Origin of the sequence: Flavobacterium limnophilum (assembly GCF_027111315.2) — a bacterium.
GTDB classification, from domain to species: Bacteria; Bacteroidota; Bacteroidia; order Flavobacteriales; family Flavobacteriaceae; genus Flavobacterium; species Flavobacterium limnophilum.
The window spans coordinates 283,560-304,573 of record NZ_CP114289.2 but is presented as its reverse complement, the minus strand read 5'-3'; the positions used below and the strand labels follow the sequence as shown (position 1 = coordinate 304,573).

The 21,014-nt window shown below is 36.0% G+C and carries 13 protein-coding genes; 6 read left to right on the top strand and 7 right to left on the bottom strand.

What is annotated here, in order from left to right; translation table 11 throughout:
• Nucleotides 1–111 precede the first annotated feature (111 nt).
• The 4 genes from OZP13_RS01285 (at nucleotide 112) to rlmB (ending at nucleotide 6,696) form a co-directional block, all read left to right on the top strand.
• The gene (locus OZP13_RS01285) at nucleotides 112–3,267 is read left to right on the top strand and encodes a SusC/RagA family TonB-linked outer membrane protein (protein ID WP_281298380.1); all 3,156 of its coding nucleotides are present in this window, start codon (nucleotides 112–114) and stop codon (nucleotides 3,265–3,267) included.
• A 10-nt stretch (nucleotides 3,268–3,277) separates the two neighbouring features.
• Entirely contained in the window at nucleotides 3,278–4,993 is a 1,716-nt protein-coding gene (locus OZP13_RS01280) for a SusD/RagB family nutrient-binding outer membrane lipoprotein (protein ID WP_281298379.1), read from the top strand.
• A gap of 15 nt (nucleotides 4,994–5,008) precedes the next feature.
• Nucleotides 5,009–5,893: a hypothetical protein gene (locus tag OZP13_RS01275; protein ID WP_281298378.1), complete on the top strand. Its 885-nt coding sequence runs from the start codon at nucleotides 5,009–5,011 to the stop codon at nucleotides 5,891–5,893.
• 68 nt (nucleotides 5,894–5,961) lie between these two features.
• Complete coding sequence (gene rlmB / locus OZP13_RS01270) at nucleotides 5,962–6,696, top strand: 23S rRNA (guanosine(2251)-2'-O)-methyltransferase RlmB (protein ID WP_269241926.1); 735 nt, start codon at nucleotides 5,962–5,964, stop codon at nucleotides 6,694–6,696.
• A gap of 52 nt (nucleotides 6,697–6,748) precedes the next feature.
• Here rlmB and OZP13_RS01265 read toward each other — a convergent pair whose 3' ends face one another.
• A complete protein-coding gene (locus OZP13_RS01265) occupies nucleotides 6,749–7,519 on the bottom strand; it encodes a rhomboid family intramembrane serine protease (RefSeq protein WP_281298377.1) in 771 nt (256 codons plus the stop codon).
• 242 nt (nucleotides 7,520–7,761) lie between these two features.
• Here OZP13_RS01265 and OZP13_RS01260 point away from each other — a divergent pair, with 242 nt between their 5' ends.
• The gene (locus OZP13_RS01260; protein ID WP_281298376.1) at nucleotides 7,762–9,039 is read left to right on the top strand and encodes a replication-associated recombination protein A; all 1,278 of its coding nucleotides are present in this window, start codon (nucleotides 7,762–7,764) and stop codon (nucleotides 9,037–9,039) included.
• 111 nt (nucleotides 9,040–9,150) lie between these two features.
• Here OZP13_RS01260 and OZP13_RS01255 read toward each other — a convergent pair whose 3' ends face one another.
• From OZP13_RS01255 to OZP13_RS01230, 6 genes are all read right to left on the bottom strand, one after another.
• Nucleotides 9,151–9,963, bottom strand: a complete 813-nt coding sequence (locus OZP13_RS01255; protein ID WP_281298375.1) for a hypothetical protein — start codon at nucleotides 9,961–9,963, stop codon at nucleotides 9,151–9,153.
• 99 nt (nucleotides 9,964–10,062) lie between these two features.
• Nucleotides 10,063–10,758, bottom strand: coding sequence for a YjjG family noncanonical pyrimidine nucleotidase (locus OZP13_RS01250; RefSeq protein ID WP_281298374.1), 696 nt, complete (start codon nucleotides 10,756–10,758; stop codon nucleotides 10,063–10,065).
• Nucleotides 10,759–10,761: 3 nt separating this feature from the next.
• A complete protein-coding gene (gene radC / locus OZP13_RS01245) occupies nucleotides 10,762–11,454 on the bottom strand; it encodes a RadC family protein (protein WP_281298373.1) in 693 nt (230 codons plus the stop codon).
• A gap of 304 nt (nucleotides 11,455–11,758) precedes the next feature.
• Nucleotides 11,759–12,088 (bottom strand): GIY-YIG nuclease family protein, encoded by a 330-nt coding sequence (locus OZP13_RS01240; RefSeq protein ID WP_281298372.1) that lies wholly within the window; start codon nucleotides 12,086–12,088, stop codon nucleotides 11,759–11,761.
• A 216-nt stretch (nucleotides 12,089–12,304) separates the two neighbouring features.
• Nucleotides 12,305–13,660 carry a UDP-N-acetylmuramate--L-alanine ligase gene (locus OZP13_RS01235; protein ID WP_269241920.1) on the bottom strand — a complete coding sequence of 452 codons (1,356 nt, stop codon included), beginning with the start codon at nucleotides 13,658–13,660 and terminating at the stop codon, nucleotides 12,305–12,307.
• Between the two features lie 4 nt (nucleotides 13,661–13,664).
• Nucleotides 13,665–14,327, bottom strand: coding sequence for a tetratricopeptide repeat protein (locus tag OZP13_RS01230; RefSeq protein WP_281298371.1), 663 nt, complete (start codon nucleotides 14,325–14,327; stop codon nucleotides 13,665–13,667).
• Nucleotides 14,328–14,457: 130 nt separating this feature from the next.
• On the opposite strand from OZP13_RS01230, the gene OZP13_RS01225 reads away from it, so the two are divergent.
• On the top strand, nucleotides 14,458–20,955 hold the full coding sequence (locus OZP13_RS01225; RefSeq protein ID WP_281298370.1) for an alpha-2-macroglobulin family protein: 6,498 nt from the start codon (nucleotides 14,458–14,460) through the stop codon (nucleotides 20,953–20,955).
• Nucleotides 20,956–21,014 lie beyond the last annotated feature (59 nt).

The window sequence follows — 21,014 nt, the reverse complement described above, 5'->3', positions numbered from 1 at the left end:
ATATCTGTTAAAATGTTAAATCTTGTATGCACGCATAAAAAAACAATACAATCATTAGGAAAGTTAACAAATTATTAAGAGTTTTGCTTAACTAATTCAAAATATTTAAAAATGAAACTAAAGTACAATGGATTCTTAGTACTACTTATAGTACTTGTGGCGCAAATTACTTTTGCGCAAGAAAGAGTTGTTTCGGGTGTTGTTTCCGATAATGCAGGATTGCCTTTACCAGGCGTGAGCGTATTAGTGAAAGGGACTCAAAACGGAACTCAAACAGATTTTGACGGAAAATATTCCATCAAGGCAACACCAAGCCAGATCTTGATTTTTAGCTTTATTGGGATGAAAACCCAAGAAGTTAAGGCTGGAGCTGCCAAAATTAATATTAAAATGCAATCATCGGAAGAACAACTAAGTGAAGTTGTTGTTACGGCTTTTGGTATTAAACGAAATCCGAAAAAATTAGGATATAGCGTCAGTAGCATCAAAGCCGCAGACATTACCGAAAATTCCGAGCCAGATTTAGTACGCTCCCTTCAAGGGAAAGTTGCTGGTCTTAATGTGAACACTTCCACAGGGGTTGCTGGTGCTTCAAACCAAATTACAATTAGAGGTATTTCTACATTTAGTGGAGACATACAACCTTTAATTATTGTTGACGGAATTGCATATAACAATACTCAGGTAACAACATCCAACCAAGTAACAGGGGGTGGTGGTTACGAATCCGCTTTGTCAAGCTTAGACCCTAATGACATTGCCTCTGTAAACGTGCTGAAAAGTGCTGCAGCAGCTGCATTATACGGTTCTAGAGCTGTAAACGGTGTTATCGTTATAACAACCAAATCAGGTTCTCAAAACACTAAAAAAGACAATAAGCTAAGTGTAAACTTTGGATCAGGAGCTTATCTTGAAGAAATTGCAAACTTACCAGATTATCAAAATACGTATGGTGCTGGTGCAAATTTTCAATATAGCAACGCAAATGGTTCTTGGGGACCAAAATTTGGCACAATAGCAACTATCCCAACATGGCCTACTCTTTTAGCTGCTTTTCCAGACCAATTTGGCCCAACAGTTCCTTATGTTGCCAAACCAAACAATGTAAAAGACTTGTTTAGAACTGGATCAATATTAGAAAACACTCTTGGATTTAATTATGCGGGTCAAGATGGAAGTTTTAACGTAACCATTTCTGATTTAGGCCAAGATGGATATATCCCATTCAACACTTATGACAGAACCACTTTCTCTTCAGGTGGTACTTTTAAATTATCAGAAAAACTTACTGCAGGAGCAAATATGAGTTATGCTGACACAAGACAAGTTGGTGGTTTTTTTGGTGAAAATCAATTTGGCGGATCCTCTTCCTCTTTTGCAAGAACATTATTTTTAGCAAGAAACTGGGACATGAATTTACCTTATGAAGATCCAAAAACAGGAGCATCAGTAACACCAAACGGAACTCAATTTGACCACCCAATGTGGTCATGGGAACACGATCAAATCATTACCAATACTACCAGAACAGTAGCAGGTTTAAATTTGAGTTACAAACTCAACGACAACATAGATTTTTTCTACAGAGCCGGTCTTAACTCCTACTCATTGGACAGAAAAGAAATTCGCGATTTAAACTCTAGAGCCAACGGAGGTTTAGGAGCTTTGACTACGGATAACTTCAACAACCAAGACATAGAATCAACCTTATTGATTAACTTCAATTACAAATTAACAGAAGATATTGGATTGACCGCAATTCTTGGAAACAACATCTTGCAAAACACCACTAGTAGAACAGCAAATCAAGGAACAGAATTTAAAGTTCCAGATATTTTTAATTTAAGCAATGTAAAAACTGTAGTAAACCTATTGGATTCAGGAAGTGAAAAAAGAAGTATTGGTGTTTTTGCTGACGCAACTTTCGACTACAAAAAATTTATATTCTTAAACGTTACAGGAAGAAATGACTGGAGTTCTTCTTTACCAAAAGCAAATAATTCTTATTTCTATCCTTCAATCAGTGGATCTTTTGTAATTACCGAAGCCTTGCAAATGAAAAGCGACATCTTGTCTTTTGCAAAAATAAGAGGTGGTTATGGAAAAGTGGGTAGAGATGCTCCATCAGAGTTCACGAACCAAACTTTTGATTTAGGTGTAGGATTCAATGGAATTCCAACAATTGGAAATTCAACTAGTTTGGCAGATCAAAATGTTAGACCAGAGTTTACCGAAGAATTTGAAATTGGAGCAGATTTAGAGTTTTACAAACGAAGAATTATTTTGGATTTCAGTATGTACAAAAAAACATCAACTGATTTGATTACTCCAATCACTGTACCATCATCTAGTGGATTTTCAGAGTACAACACTAATTTAGGCTCAATAGAAAACAAAGGGGTAGAAATTGCATTAACGCTTGTTCCGATTAAAACAAAAGATTTTAAATGGACTTTGCTAACGAATTTTACAAAAAACGAAAACACTGTAACCAAATTAATAGAAGGTTTAGATAGATTTGAATTAAGAGCAAATGCAGTTGGTTATGTGGAAGTAGGACAACCTTACGGATTCTTTTATGGAACAAAATTTGCTAGGGACGCTAACGGTAACTTCCTTATTAATCAATCAGGGGGTGGAATCATTCAAGACCCTACACCTGGTAGAATAGGAGACCCACAGGCCGATTTCAAAATGTCTTTCATCAATACCCTTACCTACAAAGGATTCACTTTGAAAGCACAATTTGATTGGAAAGAAGGCGGTGACGTTCATTCTACAACTATTGAATCGTTATTAGGTCGTGGTATAACTAAAGATACTGAAGACAGAGAACATACATATATAATCCCTGGATACTATGGTAATCCAACAACTGGAGTTCCATTAGTAGACACGGCAGGAAATCAAATTCCAAACACTGTTCAATTAACTAAGAATGAACTGTATTTCTCACCAGCGGGTGGAAACACATTTGCAATAAACAGTGTGGATGAAGCATCAGTTTATGACGCTACCGTATATAGATTAAGCGATTTAAGTTTAACTTATGACGTTCCTAAAACATTTATTGACAAAACCCCATTTGGTCAAATAAGTTTGAGTTTAATTGGAAGCAATCTATGGTATTTTGCACCAAACGTACCAAAATACACGAATTTTGACCCAGACATTACTAGTTTAGGTTCAGGAACCTCTCAAGGAATTGAAATTTCAGCTGCTCCCACATCTAAAAGATTTGGACTTAAACTTAATTTAACATTCTAAAAAAAAAAATATGAAACTTTTAATAAAAATAAAAAATAACAAATACAATATTGCTTTGTTATTACTTACAACACTTTTTATTAGTTGTAGCGACTTCTTGGATGTTAATACAGACAAAGATAACCCTACCGTTGCACCTTTAGCTCTTTTGCTTACAAATACTCAAGTAGGCGTAGGTCGTGTAACGGATTACAACGATTATTCTGGTAATATTCTTGGAGTGTATACACATCAAATGACCTCAAGAGAAGAATATGATCAATACGGAACCAAAGTTGACAACGTATTAATGCAAAATGATTGGAATATGGTTTATTTGACATTGACCGATATTGAAACATTGATAAAGCAATCAACCGAATCCGGAGATTTAGTTTATTTAGGTATTGCTCAACTAGAAAAAGCTTATTTAATGGCTTTAGCTGTTGATTTATGGGGAAGTATTCCATATAGCGAAGCAACAAAACTGACAACAGGTATAGTGAGTCCAAAATTTGATGAGCAAAAAGCAATCTATGCTGATATTTTTAAATTGATCGAGTCTGGAAAAGCGAATATTAAATCTAATGCAGGGGCAAAAAAACCAGTGAATGATGACCTTTTTTACAAAGGAAACACAGCAAAATGGATTAGATTTGCCAATAGTTTCAAATTAAAACTTTACAATCAAGTACGATTGACACCTGATTTTGACACTGCAGGATTTAATGCATTGGTTGCCGAAAACAACTTTTTCACTTCAATAGCAGATGATTTCCAATTCAATCGCACAAAAAACATTTCACCTGAAGAAAGAAACAATTACTTTTTAGATTCATACAACAGCACACAGTTTGGCACATACCAAAGCCCTTGGTTTTATGAAATCCTAAAAGGAATGAATCCAAGAATACACACGGGAATTCCTGACCCAAGAATAAAATATTTCTTCTTCAATCAGTTACGACCAGGCGTATTACCTCCTGACCAAGGAAACGCAACAACAGGACAACCAAATGCTGATTATTGGGATAAATCAACTGGTTTCTTCAGTATCAGATTTGGTAGCACTGGACCAGACAGAGATAAAAGTGCTGAAAACTCATATACTTACCCAGGTATTTTTCAAACAGGTGGTAGATATGATGATGGACAAGGCGGTGTTATGACTGGATCTTCCGGCACTGGTGTTGCTCCATTCAGAATGTTCACTTACGACGAATTCTTGTATGTTCAAGCCGAATTGATTCAAGTTGGAAAACTAACCACGGCAGGAACTGTTGAAGCAAAATTAGAACAAGCAATGAAGGCCAGTTTTGCTAAAGTAGATGAAGTGGTAGCTCTCAATAAAGTAAGTGGTAACACACAAACGATACCTGTACTAACTGGTTCAGTTGCAGTAACAACATTTATAAATAATGTAAAGACTGAATTTACTCTTGCTGCAACTCCAGCAAAAAAACTTGAAATCATAATGACCCAAAAATGGGTAGGAACTTGTGGTGATCCAATGGATCAATATACTGATTACAGAAGAACAGGTTTCCCTGTTTTAGCTAATCCACTTGAAACTTCACCTGAGTACCAACTTAACAATGGAGACGCATGGCCATTGATTGATTCACAAACGGTACAAAACAATCCGTATCAAGTATCGTTTTTCTGGCCACAAAGTGAATTAAATTCAAATCAAAATGCACCTACCCAAAAAGACGCAACAACCTACAAAATATTTTGGGATCTTTAATCTAAACACAACATTATGAAAAAAATAAAATTAATATTCGCAATATTTTCAATGGTTGTACTTATGCCATCTTGTACAGATGATGGTGGTAAGTCAAAAATGGATTTTGAAATTGGTGCTACTCCTAACATCATTAAAGCTACCGGAACAGATTCATCAATTAACTTGGTATCGGTAGCCAATGGTGTAAAAATTAACTTGGGGGTTACTGTTTCTATTGGTCAAGGCGATGTTGCATCAATTGACATTGTTGGTTTTTATAAAAAAACAACTACATATGAGAAAGCATACCTTAAAAAAGGGGTTACTGCTTTCCCAACAGATTTCAAATTTGACCAATTTGATATAATGAATGCTTTTACAACAGTAAATACATCAAGTGATTTTACTTTAAATAGCTCATTAATAGTCTCTGCTGAAATGACCTTGAAAGATGGTAGAGTAATTAAAATGTACACAGATGATGGAACTCCTCTCTTTGGAGCTGATGTAGCCAATTCATCTTTGTTTAAAGTTCAACAAACTTATCTTATGTCTTGTCCTTTAACTGATGCTTCCAACTTTAATGGAGACTATAAAGTTGTAAAAGACGATTGGGCAGATTATAAAGTTGGAGATATAGTTCCTGTAGTATATGATCCTGCAAATGGAAAACTTACATTTAGAATATTGAACACAAACAACATCTACATATTAAATCCAACAACATCGTACATGATTTGTGTAATTGATCCAGCTACAGCAAAAGTGACCGTTACAGCAAATGAAGAATTTAACTACAACCCAGGTTACGGCCCAACAACAGGCACAGGTTCTGTTGGCTCTTGTTCTGGGGCTATTAATTTAGTTTTAGCATTTGGACCTTATGGTGGCTATAATTTTAATTTAGTGAAAAAATAATTTATTTTTTAGTTAATCCTAAAAACCACCCACTAAAAACGGGTGGTTTTTTTTTATATATTTGCACCATGGAAAAAGAACATTTAATATTCGGGATAAGAGCCATTATTGAGGCGATACAAGCAGGAAAGGAAGTCGATAAAGTCTTTATACAAAAAGAAATATCTGGCGAGTTGATGAAAGACTTGATGAAAGTGATGAAACGTGCCAACGTGAATTTTTCATACGTTCCTGTCGAAAAATTGAACAGACTAACTCCAAACAATCATCAAGGTGCGGTAGCTTCTATTTCTCCAATAGGTTTCATTGACTTGGAACATTTGGTGGATGCCACAGTTGAATCCGGAAAAACGCCCTTGTTTTTAATTTTGGACCAAATATCGGATGCGCGTAATTTTGGCGCCATCATCAGAACTGCCGAATGTACTGGTGTAAACGGAATTATTGTCCAAAAAGCAGGTTCTGCTCCAGTAAATGGTGACACGGTAAAAACTTCGGCTGGTGCCGTGTTTAATGTACCTATTTGCAAAGTGGAACACATCAAGGATGCCATTTTCTACCTGCAAGGTTCAGGAATAAAAACTGTAGCTGCAACTGAAAAAACAGACCAAAATATTTATGACGTTGATTTAAAAGAAGGCGTTGCCATAATTATGGGTTCGGAAGATAGAGGAATCAATCCTTCGGTTCTGAAAATCGTAGATGAAAAAGCAAAACTACCCATGTTCGGGACAATTGGCTCACTGAATGTTTCCGTGGCTTGTGGCGCTTTTTTATATGAAGCGGTTAGACAGAGGGCATAGATTGCAGAATTCAGATTGCAGAATTTAGAATTTAAGAAATGTAGAAAATGAATCAAGGCTCCGGTTTTGATTCATTTTTTTTGTTTTCCACAATAGTGTAGTCTACAGGAAAATTGGAAGAATAATAAGCCTGAACTTCTTCTTCTCGCTCAATGATTGGAAGATTTACAAAATCACCATTTTCATCAAACCGTTGCATAAACTTGTCTTGTGTTGGATCAAAATCTGGATGCTCCCAATCGTATTTGATTATCTTTTTATATTCCGGCGTTTTGTAAAATAGCGAAAGTGCAAAACCGGTAATCAATCCTGCGAGATGTCCCTCCCATGAGATCTTGTCTTCCACTTTTGGAAAAACATACCAAACCAATCCACCATACACCACGACTACCGCAAGCGACAAGGCTACTAAACGATAATACTTGGTTTGAATTCCCTTAAAAAAAATAAAACCGACCAATACATAAATTAATCCGCTTGCGCCAATATGGTAACTGTCTCTTCCAATTATCCAAGTGATGAACCCCGAAACTAAAATTCCATAACCAATAACCGCTAAAGACTGTTTGGAATAAAAGAAACGCAAAGCTGCCAACAAAATCAATAGTGGAATCGAATTGTTGTATAAATGATTGATGTCAGCATGAATAAATGGGCTAAAAACAATGCCCTGCAAGCCCGAAAAGGTTCTTGGAAGAATTCCGTTTACGTCAAAATCAAAATCAAATTTGATCTGTAACCAATATACAAACCACAGAAACCACACAAAAAAAAGAGGCAACGCAATGACAGAATTAGAATATTTGAAATGATTGTCGTTCATATAGACCGTTTGTGGTTATGTGTTTTTCGTTTATTGTTTTGTTAGCTAAATTACTCAAAAATGTATCCAAACCTAAATTAGTGCTATTTTGTCATACTTTAAAAAGAGAATAGAAAATAGATTAAAGAAAATAGACAAAATAAGTTTATCAGAATATCTTAGATTTCTAATTGCAAAATCATAAATTTGAATGTTCAAAATTTTCGATTAAACAATTAAGCGATTAAACGAATAACCTAAAAATGGAAGCACCATTAGCAGAACGCATACGTCCGCAAAAACTGGAAGATTATATCAGTCAACTACATTTGGTTGGACCAAATGGTTCGTTGACGCAACAAATTGCCAAAGGAATTATTCCCTCATTGATTTTCTGGGGACCACCTGGAACCGGAAAAACAACTTTGGCACAAATCATTGCCCAAGAATCGAAGCGGCCTTTTTATATTTTGAGCGCCATCAATTCGGGCGTGAAAGATATTCGAGACGTGATTGAAAAAGCCAAGCAAAGCGGCGGACTTTTCACCACAAAAAACCCAATCCTTTTTATCGACGAGATTCATCGTTTCAGCAAATCGCAACAAGACTCCTTATTGGCAGCCGTCGAAAAAGGATGGATTACACTGATTGGTGCCACGACGGAAAATCCAAGTTTTGAGGTCATTCCCGCCTTGTTGTCCCGATGTCAAGTCTATATTTTGAATGCGTTTACCAAAGACGATTTGGAAACCTTGCTGCACCGTGCCTTGAAGACGGACAAATATTTGGCAACCAAAAATATTAAACTAACCGAAACAGAAGCGCTATTGCGACTTTCCGGTGGTGATGGACGCAAACTATTAAACATTTTCGAACTCGTCGTAAACGCTTCCGATGCAGACGAAATTTCAATCACTAATGACCGAGTTTTTGAACTCGTGCAACAAAACACCGTTTTGTATGACAAAAGTGGCGAACAACATTATGACATTGTTTCGGCTTTCATCAAATCGATTCGAGGCAGTGACCCGAATGGAGCCGTTTATTGGCTTGCCCGAATGATTGAAGGTGGCGAGGACGTTAAATTCATCGCCAGACGAATGCTCATTTTATCCAGTGAAGACATAGGGAATGCCAATCCAACTGCTTTTATCATGGCCAACAATACTTTTCAGGCTGTCACCACCATTGGTTATCCCGAAAGTAGAATCATTTTGAGTCAATGTGCCATTTATTTGGCCACTTCCCCAAAAAGCAATGCTTCTTATTTAGCCATTGGAACTGCCCAACAATTAGTAAAACAAACCGGCGATTTGCCTGTTCCCATCCATTTGCGCAACGCACCAACCAAATTGATGAAAGAATTGGGCTATGGAGACGAATATAAATATTCCCACGATTATGCCAATAATTTTGCCGAGCAGGAATTTTTACCCAATGACATTTCCGAAACTGTATTTTATAATCCTGGAAACAATTCCAGGGAAAATTCAACCCGAGAATTCTTAAAGAACCGTTGGAAAGACAAGTATGGGTATTAGTATTCCGTTTTCACTCGCAGTAACCAGTTGTAGAATGTAGGATAAAAAAAATCAGATTTCAGATTAGAGGTTTAACCATCTTAATCTGAAATCTGAAATCTGAAATCTGGACTAAAACTTAACATCCACTTTTTCAGAAACTAATTTGTCTCCTTGATAATATTCGAAAAACCATTGATTGTCTTTAGAAACCAATGCCCCTTGAACCTCTCCTTTTTTGGCCATAAAACTGGCTGGATTCGAGGTTTTATATACTTTCATGACAACTTTTGGCTCGCTGTCAATCAATTGATATCCGTAAGACGTGGGTTGTGCATATAACAAACCTAAATTTTTATTCTCCGAAATTTTAAGATCGTTTGCCTCATTTTTAGCTGCTACAGCCGGAACGGCCACTGCAGGAATTAATGGAGCTGCAGGCGCATTAACTATCGGGGTCACAGCTGTTGTTGGAGCCGCAACCACAGGAGCATAAGCAGATGTTGGTTTTGCGCCACTTCCTCCATTATATTTATACTGCAAGGCCACAACTGATTTAAAGGCTTCATTCAAAGCCTCGGAATAAGCTGTTTCAAACTCTTTTTCCCTACTTTTTCCGATGGCTGACTGGAAAATTATAGTGCCAAAACAATCTTTAAAAGTGATATAAAGTTTGGTAACCAAGAAAGCATTTTCTTTTTTCACATCCAAATACAACATGCTGCATCTATCATTGAATTCAGAAGGAATTGCCTCGTTGTTGTAGAAAGATTGAAATCCGGCTTTTGTCAAATTGAGCTTTGTCAATGTCTGGAGTCGATACTGATTTTCTGTTTTTTGAAGTTCATACCTCAATGGAATAATCACCCCTTTATAATCATTGATCGTTTGCGAAAAACCGTAGCTCGCCATAAATAACATCAGGAATAGGATTCTAGTTTTCATATATGTAATTTTTTATTTTTCAGCTGTCCTATATGTTATCGCCTTTTTGCTTATTGGTGTTTGCTTACGCAAACTTGTTGTTAGTGGCGATTTCATACTTTATAAATATTTTTTTAATTCTAATAAATGGTTCACTTGTTTTATGTTTTCTGTCACGGGCGTATTATTTTCATTGAAGAAAATGGCGTCCAAGCCAGCATCCAAAGCGCCTTGAACATCAGCCTCAATGCAATCGCCAATCATTATACTGTTCTCTTTTTTGGCTTTGGCCAAATCCAGGGCATACTCAAAAATAAGGGAATTTGGCTTTTTGACGCCCGCCATTTCCGAATTGGTAATACTTTTAAAATAATGCGTAATATACGAATTGTTCAATTTGTTTTCTTGAATTTCTGCAAAACCATTGGTAATGATATGCAAATTGTATTTTGCCTTCAAATAATCCAATATTTCAATTGTTCCATCAAACAAATGGTTGTATTTGGGCAAATAATGGATGTATTCTACCGACAACAATTCAACTAAATCATCTGAAACCGCATATTGAATCAAGTCAAAAGTGTCTTTCAATCTGCCATATCGCAGTTGTTTTTGGGTAATTTCGTCTTTGCGATATCTTTCCCAATATTCTCGGTTTATTGGCACATAAAAATGGAGAAATTCGCCCATATCCACTGCTACATCCTGCATCTTGAAAACTGTTTCAAATGCCAACGCCGAGTTTTTTTCGAAATCCCAAAGCGTGTGATCCAAATCAAAAAAGACGTCTGTTACATTGTTGTTTGTTGTACTCATATTTTAAAAAATTCCTTCGTCATTAAAACTATAATAGCCATTCTCGGCAACAATCACGTGATCCAAAACCTGGATATCCATATTTTGGCCAGCCGCTTTTAGCTTTCGAGTAATTTGTTTGTCGGCATCGCTGGGCGTCAAGGTTCCCGAAGGATGGTTGTGACACAATATCAAAGCCGTTGCGCCCAATTCGAGAGCCGTTTTAAAAACCAAACGAACATCAATCAAAGTTCCCGTGATTCCTCCTTTGCCTTGTTGCGATTTCGAAAGCACTTTGTTCGAATTATTCAAATACAATACCCAAAATTCTTCGTGTGGCAATTCGCCAATAATGGGTTGCATCAATTCGAAAATCATTTTGCTGGACGTAATTTTCTTTAATTCCACCGCCTCTTCTGCCCTTCTTCGTCTTCCCAATTCCATTGCGGCCATAATCGAAATAGCTTTCGCCTCGCCTATTCCCTTAAAATTCATCAATTGTTGGATAGTCAATTTTCCCAAAGCATTCAAATTATTGTCGACACTCGCCAAAATCCTTTTGCTCAATCCGACCGCCGATTCGTTTCTGCTTCCAGAGCCAATCAAAATGGCAATCAACTCGGCATCGCTCAAAGCACTTTTGCCTTTCAGCATCAGTTTTTCGCGAGGCTTATCGTCTTCAGACCAATTCGTTATGGGAAAATTAGTTTGTTCCATTATTGTGCGGAAAAGAGATAATTAATCTTAGAATTAAAAAAATTAAAAGTAATGAAAGGATTTCTATTTTTTGCTCTATGCAATACAATTTTTGTTTTAACAAAATAAAAAATGAGATTCCTACGGAATGACAAACGGTTCCATATCTTAAGAAATACTAACCTAGATGATTTACTTTTTGAGTACAAAAACTATACACAAATTTGTCATTCCGTAGGAATCTTTTGTTAGTTGAGATTCCTACGGAATGACAAACTTTGGACTTTTTATGCCTTTTATTAGAAAAAAAACATACACAAATTTGTCATTCCGTAGGAATCTTTTTTTTATAATGAGAATTCCAAAACTCTAAATTTGGGTTTATTTCCTTAATTAAATTTAATTTTCTTTCTCTTGAAAGATTTTTAATGTCTTTTTCTCTTTCAATTGCCAATTGAATCCAAGTAAATTTTTCATAATAGATTAAAAAATGCGAATTATATCTTGCTGTAAAACTATTTGAATTCAATTTATTTTCGTGTTGTTGCAATCGCAATTTTAAATTATTGGTTACACCTGTGTACAAAACAGTCCTATTTTTATTGGTTAAAATGTACACATAAAAAGTATATATTCCTTCGGTGTATTCAATCATGACAATCTTTTTAATTGTGTTAATGAGATTCCTACGGAATGACAAAGGGTTCTATATTTCAATTTAGTGTCAAACTGAATGGTTCAAGCTTTAAACGCAACAACTATTTACAAATTTGTCATTCCGCAGGAATCTTTATTTACTGATTTGTCTTTCCTTAAATCTTTTAACAAAATAAAAAAGAGATTCCTACGGAATGACAAATAGTGTATTATATTACTCTATCAACTCTTTCACCTCATCAAAATTTAATCCACCATAATTTCCTGAACTCATCAACAATAAAGCGGAATTATCGAGATTTTGGTTAAACAAGAACGTTTTAAATTCGGCTGGATTAGTATAGATAATCAAGTCTTCCCTGTTGAAAGCTTTGGCGATTTGTTCGTAAGTCACTTCTTCGAGTTGCTTGATTTTTACGGCATCTGGCGAATAGAAAACCACGGCCACATCGGCATATTCCAATGCGCCTTCGTATTCTTTGAGGAACTCTGCATTCAAGCTGCTGTAGGTATGTAATTCCAAACAAGCTACCAAAGTTCGGTTTGGATATTGTTCTTTTACGGCCTTGGTGGTGGCGGCCACTTTACTTGGCGAATGGGCAAAATCTTTGTAAGCCACTTTTCCTTTTCCTTCTGCGATTTTTTCCAATCGTTTGGATGCACCCTTGAAACTGGCAATGGCTTCATAAAAATCGGCTTCGTCAACACCCATATTTTGGCAAATCCATTTGGCTCCAGCCAAGTTGTTCAAATTGTGCGCACCAAAAACTTCGATTGGCATCAAACCTTCCGGTGTTTCTAGAAGTGTAACTCCATCTTTCACTTCGTATTTTGGAGTTGTATAAGGTATTTTTCGAATAGGATTCAATGCGGCTTCCGCAACACGTTTTACCTCTGGATCTTCTTCGTTATACACCAAAATTCCGCCATTGGTAATTTTGGCAATAAAAGTTTCGAACTGTTCCACATAAAAATCGTAGGTTGGAAAAACATTGATATGATCCCAAGCAATTCCTGAAATCAGGGCAATATTAGGCTGATACAAATGAAATTTTGGTCTTCTGTCTATTGGCGAAGATAAATATTCGTCGCCTTCGAGAACGATAAAATCATTCTCTTCGGTAAGATGCACCATTGTGTCAAAACCTTCTAATTGTGCACCCACCATATAATCCACTTCGATATTATGATAATGCATCACGTGCAAAATCATCGAAGTGATGGTCGTTTTTCCGTGTGAACCACCAATAACCACGCGGGTTTTGTTTTTGGATTGTTCGTACAAGAATTCTGGATAAGAATATATTTTCAATCCCAATTCTTGTGCTTTTAGCAATTCTGGATTGTCAGCTTTGGCGTGCATTCCAAGAATTACGGCTTCGATATCTTGGGTTATTTTTTCAGGGAACCAACCCATTTCTGCCGGCAAAATTCCTTTTTTCTTCAAACGGGTTTTCGATGGTTCAAAAATGGCATCGTCACTACCTGTAACTTGATATCCTTTGTTGTGTAAAGCCAGAGCCAAGTTGTGCATCGCACTTCCGCCAATGGCTATAAAATGAGTTCTCATATTTTTAATTCTTTTTTACAGATTTTTTCATCTTGTTTTTATGCAAATTATCCAGCATTTGCCCACCCACTTTTGTGCTTCCCGCTGCAATTGCTTTTTTATATTGCTGTTCGGCAGCGGTGTATCTTTTAAAATGTTCGTCGATTTGACCTCTAGACAGGTAGCCGTCAACAGGCGACAATTTAAGCAATTCATTCGAATATTTAATCGCTTTCGTTTCGCTTCCGCCAACAATTCCCGGCAGTTGAATGTATATCATAACCAATGCCCAACGTGCTTCAATGTGCTTTGGATTCAATTCAATCGCTTTCTCGAAAGATGCCTTCACTTCCCCAATCATTCCAAGAGCAGCAAATTTATTAGATTCTTTGGCTTTCATCCCAAGTACGCCACCATATTTGTAATAATAATTGGCTTCAGAAGGCTTTAGTTGCTTTAGTTTTTTATAATACACAATGGCCTTGTCCCAAGATTTGGCGTGACCGGCAATGTCTCCCAAATATTCCAAGGTTTTTAAATGGGAAGGATTCTCATTTAAAAAACTTTCGAAAACAGGTCTCGCTTGGTCGTATTTCCCGGTTTCGAATAATTTTTCGGCCTTGCCATAATCGGATTGGGACCAAATCATTAGCGGAAATAATAAAAGGAAAGTTAAAAATTTTTTCATTGTTCAAAAATAAGAAAATACAGGAAATTTCGTTAGTATTTAAGTAAAATTTAGTAATTTGTACGCAATTAATTTAGGTGCTTTCCAACCTTTTTGAAATAATATCTCTCTTATAATATAAAACTATCTTATGAAAAATATTTTGTTTGCCTTTCTGCTAATTACAACGTCATTCTATGCCCAAAATTATGAGAAAAACTGGAATACCGTCATAGAAAATGAAAATAACGGCAAAATAAAATCGGCGAATGCCATCGTTGCCAAAATTCACAAAAAAGCCATTGCCGACAAAAACGAAGTGCAAATCATCAAATGTTTTTTCTACGAATCCAAATATTTGCAGGTGGTTGACGAAAATGCGCAAACCAAAATCATCAACAATTTAAAGGCCGAAATCAATCGAGCTTCCATTCCTTCGAAAGCGATTTTGAATTTGGTTTACGCGAAATGTTTGAGTGATTATCAACAACAAAACAACTATTTGATATATAACAGAACCAATACCGTTAGTCTGGATGATGACTTTTTGACTTGGACAAACAACAATTTTGAAAACCAAATCAACACTTCATTTGAAAACACTTTAAAAAACGAAGCCGTTTTAAAATCAATTCCTTTAAGCCAATACGAAGAACTATTCGATATTTCAACTTTGGAAAATTTCAAGAAAGAAAGTTTGTTCGATTATCTGTCACAAGAAAACATTACTTTTTATACCAAAAAAATAGAACAATGGAGTATCAAAAAAAGTAAATTCAGTGTTTATGAGAAAGAACTATTGGGAAAATCAGCAGATTTTATAAATCTAAATTTTGATTTTGTAAAAGACGAAAACTTGAAAACAGTACTTGTTTTACATCAAAAACAGGAGCGTAATTTCCCTACCTTGGAAAACCAATTCTACAGGATGCGGTTTTGCAACACTTATTTACTTGAGGATGATACTACATTTATAAAGTCATTGAATCTTCTTCAAAAAGAGACCAAAGACATTGCTTTAATTCAAAAAATTCAATTCGAAAAAGCGGTTGTTCTGAACAAAAATGCCTCAAAAGAAACGCATCCTGATTACAACATTCAAGCCATTGCAACACTTGACAGCATCATAAAAATCAACAATCGTTCTAATTCGCACAAGTTGGCTTTACAAAAAAAACAAGATATTATTTCAAAAACGCTTAACATTCAGCTTCAAAAATACAGTTATACCGAAGAAAATACTAGGGCTTTTGTTTCCTGCAAAAACTTAGATGGCCTCTCCATTACATTTTATGAAATTGACCAAAAGACCATCAAAGAGTTATATAATTATCGTTACAACAATGACAATTTCGCCAGTACAATCATTAAAGACAAAAAAGCGGTAGCTACCAAAAATTATCTTTTGGAAAACAAAAAAAACTATCTTGAATATACTACGGAAGTACTTTTGCCTAGGCTCAAAACAGGAAGCTATTTAGTTTGTTTTGAAAGCAACACCGACACCGAAAGTAAAAAAGCATTTGCTTATGAAACAATTACCGTTTCCAATATTGCCTTATTGGCTTGGCAAAAAGACAAGGAAGAAAACTATCAAGTTTTAGACAGAAAAACAGGCAAACCGCTAGAAAATGTGAGCCTAAAAACCCCAACATTTTCAATTAAAACAGAAAAAAATGGGATTGCTGTTTTCGAAAGAAAAAACACCAATAGCTACGATTATAGATACGAAAATATTGAATTGGTTCACGAAGGCGATTCCATTCAATTCAACAAAAGCTATCTGAGCAACTTCAATCCTTATGCTAATGAAAATGAAACAAAAGCCAAAATCGAATTTTATTTGGACAGAGCTATTTATCGTCCCGGGCAAACTGTTTACTATAAAGGAATTGCGTTTTTAAAAAAGCAAAACGAAACAGGAATTATTGCCAATACTTCTTTTAAAATCAAAATCAAGGACGCCAACAATCAAGAAATCAAGGCTTTTGATGCCGTCACCAATGAATTTGGTTCCTTTTCAGGAGAGTTTGTTCTGCCAAAAACCGGGTTGACAGGCAATTTCAGGATGGAAGCCATAGGCCATTATCCCTACGACAACAAAACAGTTTATGACAACATAAAAGGCGAACACCCTCTTTGGGATGGTTCTGGATTTGAACATTCCCAAATTTCATTTAGCGTCGAAGAATACAAACGTCCCAAATTTGAAGCAAATTTTGAGCCAGTAAAAAAAGCGTATCAAGTCAATCAAAACGTTAATGTAATTGGACTTGCCAAAGCTTTTGCTGGAAGCAACATTTCGGATGCAAAAGTACAATATGAGGTTAGACTTACACCCTACACGTTGACTAATGGTTATTATCACAATCAAAACGGGGTATCTGAATCCATTTTGGTTGGCGAAACCCAAACAGATACCTCAGGAAAATTTGAAATAAATTTCATTGCCAAACCTTCCGAAAATGCTACAAAAGAAAAGCTCCCTATTTTTGAATATCGCATCTCAGCCACGGTTACCGACATCAATGGAGAAACACACAAAACCTATACATCTGTTAATATTGGGTATCATTCTTTGAAACTTTCTACAACCGTTCCGCAACGAATTGAAACCAAAGATAAAAACGAAATAATCTTGAAAAGCACCAACCTCAATGGTGAATTTTTGCCTACCCAAGGCGAAATTAAAATCTATTTTCTACGTGCGATTTCAAACAAATTCAAGAAGAGAATTTTTCCAAAACCAGATATTGAAAGCATTACCAACGAAGATTTCGAACGATTATTTCCTTTTGAAGACAATCAAAAAACCTTGACGGAAAAAGAATTGGGGACTTTGGTTTATTCCAAAAAAATTGACACCGAAAAAGACAAAAAATTGATATTGGATTTTATTTCCAATTACCAATCCGGAAATTACAAAGTGGTATTTTCAGCAAAAGACACTTTTGAAAATCATATAGAAACCAGTTCTTATTTTAAAATCCTGCAGAGCAAAGAAAAACTCAATCCGAGTCAACTATTTACAGTAAAACAAATCAATACAAATGTGGTAAAAGATGGTTTTGCATTGGTAAAAATCACATCGACCATTCCAGAATTGTATATTTCGACAAAGACTATTTATCAAAGAAAATTATTTTTTGAAGAAAATTCCCTTTTGCAAAACGGCGAATTATTGGTAAAAGTTCCAATTAAAAAAGAATTTAAAAAGTCTATAAAAATAGGCTTCGAATGCTTGTTTGACAACCAAAATTTCAACGACCAAATTGAAATACAATTACTCAAAGAAGAAGCGCAATTAGAATTTTTTGTCGAAAGTTTCAGAAACAAAATACAACCTGGAAGTAGCGAAAATTGGTCTTTTAAATTAAAAGCCAAAAACACCTCAAAAGAAGCCGAAATTCTCGTCTCGATGTATGATAGTTCTTTGGATAAATTCACCAAAATGGATTGGGATAAACTGGATTTTCAAACGAATGATTATTATAACTATTTTAATTATAAAACGAATATGGGTTTTGAAACAACCCATACTTCATTCAGAAATTTGAATCCGAATTTAATTCCATTAAATCTTCAAGAGGAAGCGACACAACTACTGTGGTTTGGATTCAACTTCAACGACTCTTTCACGGCATTGCAACTTAGAGAATATCAAAAACAATTAAACAACAAAAGCAAGAAACCGTTAAATGCAAAAATGATTTCAGGAATTGTTTCTGACAAAAGTGGCCCTCTACCCGGCGTAAGCGTTATAATAAAAGGAATTCAACGAGGCACAGCAACTGATTTTGACGGTTATTATCAAATAGAAGCAGCCATTGGCGAAGAATTGACATTCTCTTACATTGGTTTCGAAACCCAAAAAATAAAAATAGCCACCAAATCACTTGATGTGCAATTAAAAGCATCTGAAAACGTCCTAAACGAAGTAGTTGTAGTTGGCTATGGAAGCGTAAAAAAGAAAGGATATACTGGAGCAGTTGCTGCCGTTGTCGAAGAAGACAATACTGTATATAACACCGCTGGAATAGATATAAGATTAGAAGACACACTGAAAGGCAAAGTAGCTGGAATTCAAATCAGAGGAGCTTCTTCTTTGAACGGCAAAAATATAATGTATGTGGTAGATGGCGTACCCATTACTGAAGAACAATTCAAATTACTTTCTCCAACCGATATTATTTCAATCGATGTTCTAAAAGGAGACAAAGCCACCGCATTATACGGAAGTAAAGGAGCCAATGGCGTCATCATCATCACGACCAAAAAAGCTCTTGAAGCTTTAACTCAGGTAAAAGCTAGAAAAAATCTATCGGAAACGGCGTTCTTCTATCCCAATCTAAAAACCGATGCGAAAGGAAAAGTAAGTTTCAATTTTACTTCGCCAGAAGCTTTGACTGCTTGGAAACTTCGTTTAATGGCGCACAACAAAAATGCTGTTACAGGTTATTTAGAAAAAAGCGTCATTACCCAAAAAGAGTTGATGGTAACGCCAAACTTTCCACGTTTTTTTAGGGAAAAAGATTCAATTGTCATCACGGCAAAAGTAGCGAATGTCACCAATGAAGCCAAAACTGGAATTGCAGTTTTGCAACTATTCGACGCCAGTACAATGCAAACCATCGATGCCAAAATGGCGAATACCAAAACTGTCAAAAACTTCAATATTCCTGCTTTTGGCAACACCACCGTGAGTTGGAAGATCTACATTCCCGAAGGATTGCAAGGCGTTCAATATAAAGTTTTGGCAAAAGCCGGCAACTTTTCGGATGGAGAAGAAAACATACTTCCTGTTTTGACCAACAATATGCTCGTGACCGAAAGCATCCCGATTTGGGTTCGAGAGAATTCCAAGAAAGAATACACTTTTGAAAACTTAAAAAACAATAGTTCGACCACTCTAAAAAACCATCTGTTTACGTTGGAATACACTTCGAATCCATCTTGGATTGCGATTCAATCTCTGCCCTATTTAATGGAATACGAGCACGAATGTGCCGAACAGACTTTTGCTCGGTTTTATTCCAATGCTTTGGCTTCGGAGATTATTAACAGTAATCCGAAAATCGCCAGCCTATTCGAAACTTGGAGAAAAAACGGTAAATTGAATTCGAAACTCGAAGAAAACGAAGAACTGAAATCGATGATTTTGGCCGAAACACCTTGGCTCAACGACGCTCAAAATGAAGACGAGAAAAAGAAAAATCTGGCTTTGCTTTTCGATTTGGAAAAAATGAAAACTTCGCAAGAAACCACTTTTGACAAATTAAAACAAAAACAAAAACCTTCGGGAGGATTTGCCTGGTTTGACGGAAGTGACGAAAACGAATACATCACCCGACATATTTTGGCCGGTTTAGGACATCTTTCAAAATTAAGTCCAAGCGAAAACAATGCTGCCAAAATCAAACAAATTGCCTCAACTGCGATTCCGTTTTTGGATCAAAAGTTTTTGGAATATCATAAAACAAGAATTCAAAAATTGAAGAAAACCGACAAATTAATTTGGCTAAATCCCTATTCGGATTTGCATTATTTATACACCCGAAGCATTTATTTGGAAAATTACCCGCTTTCGGATACTTTAAAAAAGCATACTAAACGATATTTGGAAACTGCCAAAAAGGATTGGTTGACCTATTCTTTATATGAAAAAGGATTGGCTGCCTTGACTTTAAATCGCTTTGGCGAGGCAGCAACTGCCAAAAAAATCATCGAAAGCCTGAAAGAAACCGCTTCGAACAACGAAGATTGGGGAATGTATTGGATTGCCAACAAATCGGGCTGGTATTGGCATCAAGCACCGATAGAAACCCAAGCCTTATTGATTGAGGCTTTCGCCGAAGTGACAAACGACACCAAATCTGTAGATGCGATGAAGGTTTGGTTACTCAAAAACAAACAGACCAAAAACTGGCCCACCACAAAATCGACCACCGAAGCCGTCTATGCTTTGTTGATGCAGGGAACGGATTGGTTGAGCGTAAAGGACAACACGATTATCAAAATTGGAGAACAAAAAATCCTAACCAAAAAGCTATCCGAAAACGAAAAAGAAGCCGAAACGGGTTATGTAAAACTCAACTGGAAAGCTGACGAAATCAAAAAAGATATGGCCACTATTTCCATCGAAAACAAATCGAAAGTTCCGGGTTTTGGAGGTGTATATTGGCAGTATTTTGAAGATTTGGATAAAATCAAAATCAACTCTGGAGCTTCATTGTCTGTTTCTAAAGAATTGTATTTGAAAAAGAATACGGATAAAGGCGAAAAACTGGAACGAATCACTTCAAATAATCCACTTCAATTGGGCGATTTAGTGACCGTTCGATTAGTTATTTCTGCCAAAGAAGCTATGGAATTTGTGCATTTAAAAGATATGCGAGCTTCTTGTTTTGAACCCGTAGATGTCCTTTCAGCATACCAATACAAAGGCGGATTGGGCTTTTATCAAAGCACCAAAGATGCCGCAACCCATTTCTTTTTTGACTCCATAAACAAAGGAACTTATGTTTTGGAATACGACATTCGAGTAAACAATCTCGGGAATTTCTCAAACGGAATTTCAACGATTGAAAGTATGTATGCGCCAGAATTTTCGAGTCACACTAAGGGGATAAGGGTGAATGTGAGGGAGTAAACTTAAATTTTCGTATTCAGTAATTAGTGAAAAGTGATTAGTCATTGGCAATGAAAAAT

Excerpts from the sequence above, each read along its gene's own strand:
- OZP13_RS01250 (WP_281298374.1), bottom strand. The coding sequence starts at position 10,758 with ATGAGTACAACAAACAACAATGTAACAGACGTCTTTTTTGATTTGGAT.
- OZP13_RS01255 (WP_281298375.1), bottom strand. The coding sequence starts at position 9,963 with ATGAAAACTAGAATCCTATTCCTGATGTTATTTATGGCGAGCTACGGT.
- OZP13_RS01275 (WP_281298378.1), top strand. The coding sequence starts at position 5,009 with ATGAAAAAAATAAAATTAATATTCGCAATATTTTCAATGGTTGTACTT.
- OZP13_RS01240 (WP_281298372.1), bottom strand. The coding sequence starts at position 12,088 with ATGATTGAATACACCGAAGGAATATATACTTTTTATGTGTACATTTTA.
- radC (WP_281298373.1), bottom strand. The coding sequence starts at position 11,454 with ATGGAACAAACTAATTTTCCCATAACGAATTGGTCTGAAGACGATAAG.
- OZP13_RS01280 (WP_281298379.1), top strand. The coding sequence starts at position 3,278 with ATGAAACTTTTAATAAAAATAAAAAATAACAAATACAATATTGCTTTG.
- OZP13_RS01230 (WP_281298371.1), bottom strand. The coding sequence starts at position 14,327 with ATGAAAAAATTTTTAACTTTCCTTTTATTATTTCCGCTAATGATTTGG.
- OZP13_RS01285 (WP_281298380.1), top strand. The coding sequence starts at position 112 with ATGAAACTAAAGTACAATGGATTCTTAGTACTACTTATAGTACTTGTG.
- OZP13_RS01235 (WP_269241920.1), bottom strand. The coding sequence starts at position 13,660 with ATGAGAACTCATTTTATAGCCATTGGCGGAAGTGCGATGCACAACTTG.
- OZP13_RS01265 (WP_281298377.1), bottom strand. The coding sequence starts at position 7,519 with ATGAACGACAATCATTTCAAATATTCTAATTCTGTCATTGCGTTGCCT.
- OZP13_RS01260 (WP_281298376.1), top strand. The coding sequence starts at position 7,762 with ATGGAAGCACCATTAGCAGAACGCATACGTCCGCAAAAACTGGAAGAT.
- OZP13_RS01225 (WP_281298370.1), top strand. The coding sequence starts at position 14,458 with ATGAAAAATATTTTGTTTGCCTTTCTGCTAATTACAACGTCATTCTAT.
- rlmB (WP_269241926.1), top strand. The coding sequence starts at position 5,962 with ATGGAAAAAGAACATTTAATATTCGGGATAAGAGCCATTATTGAGGCG.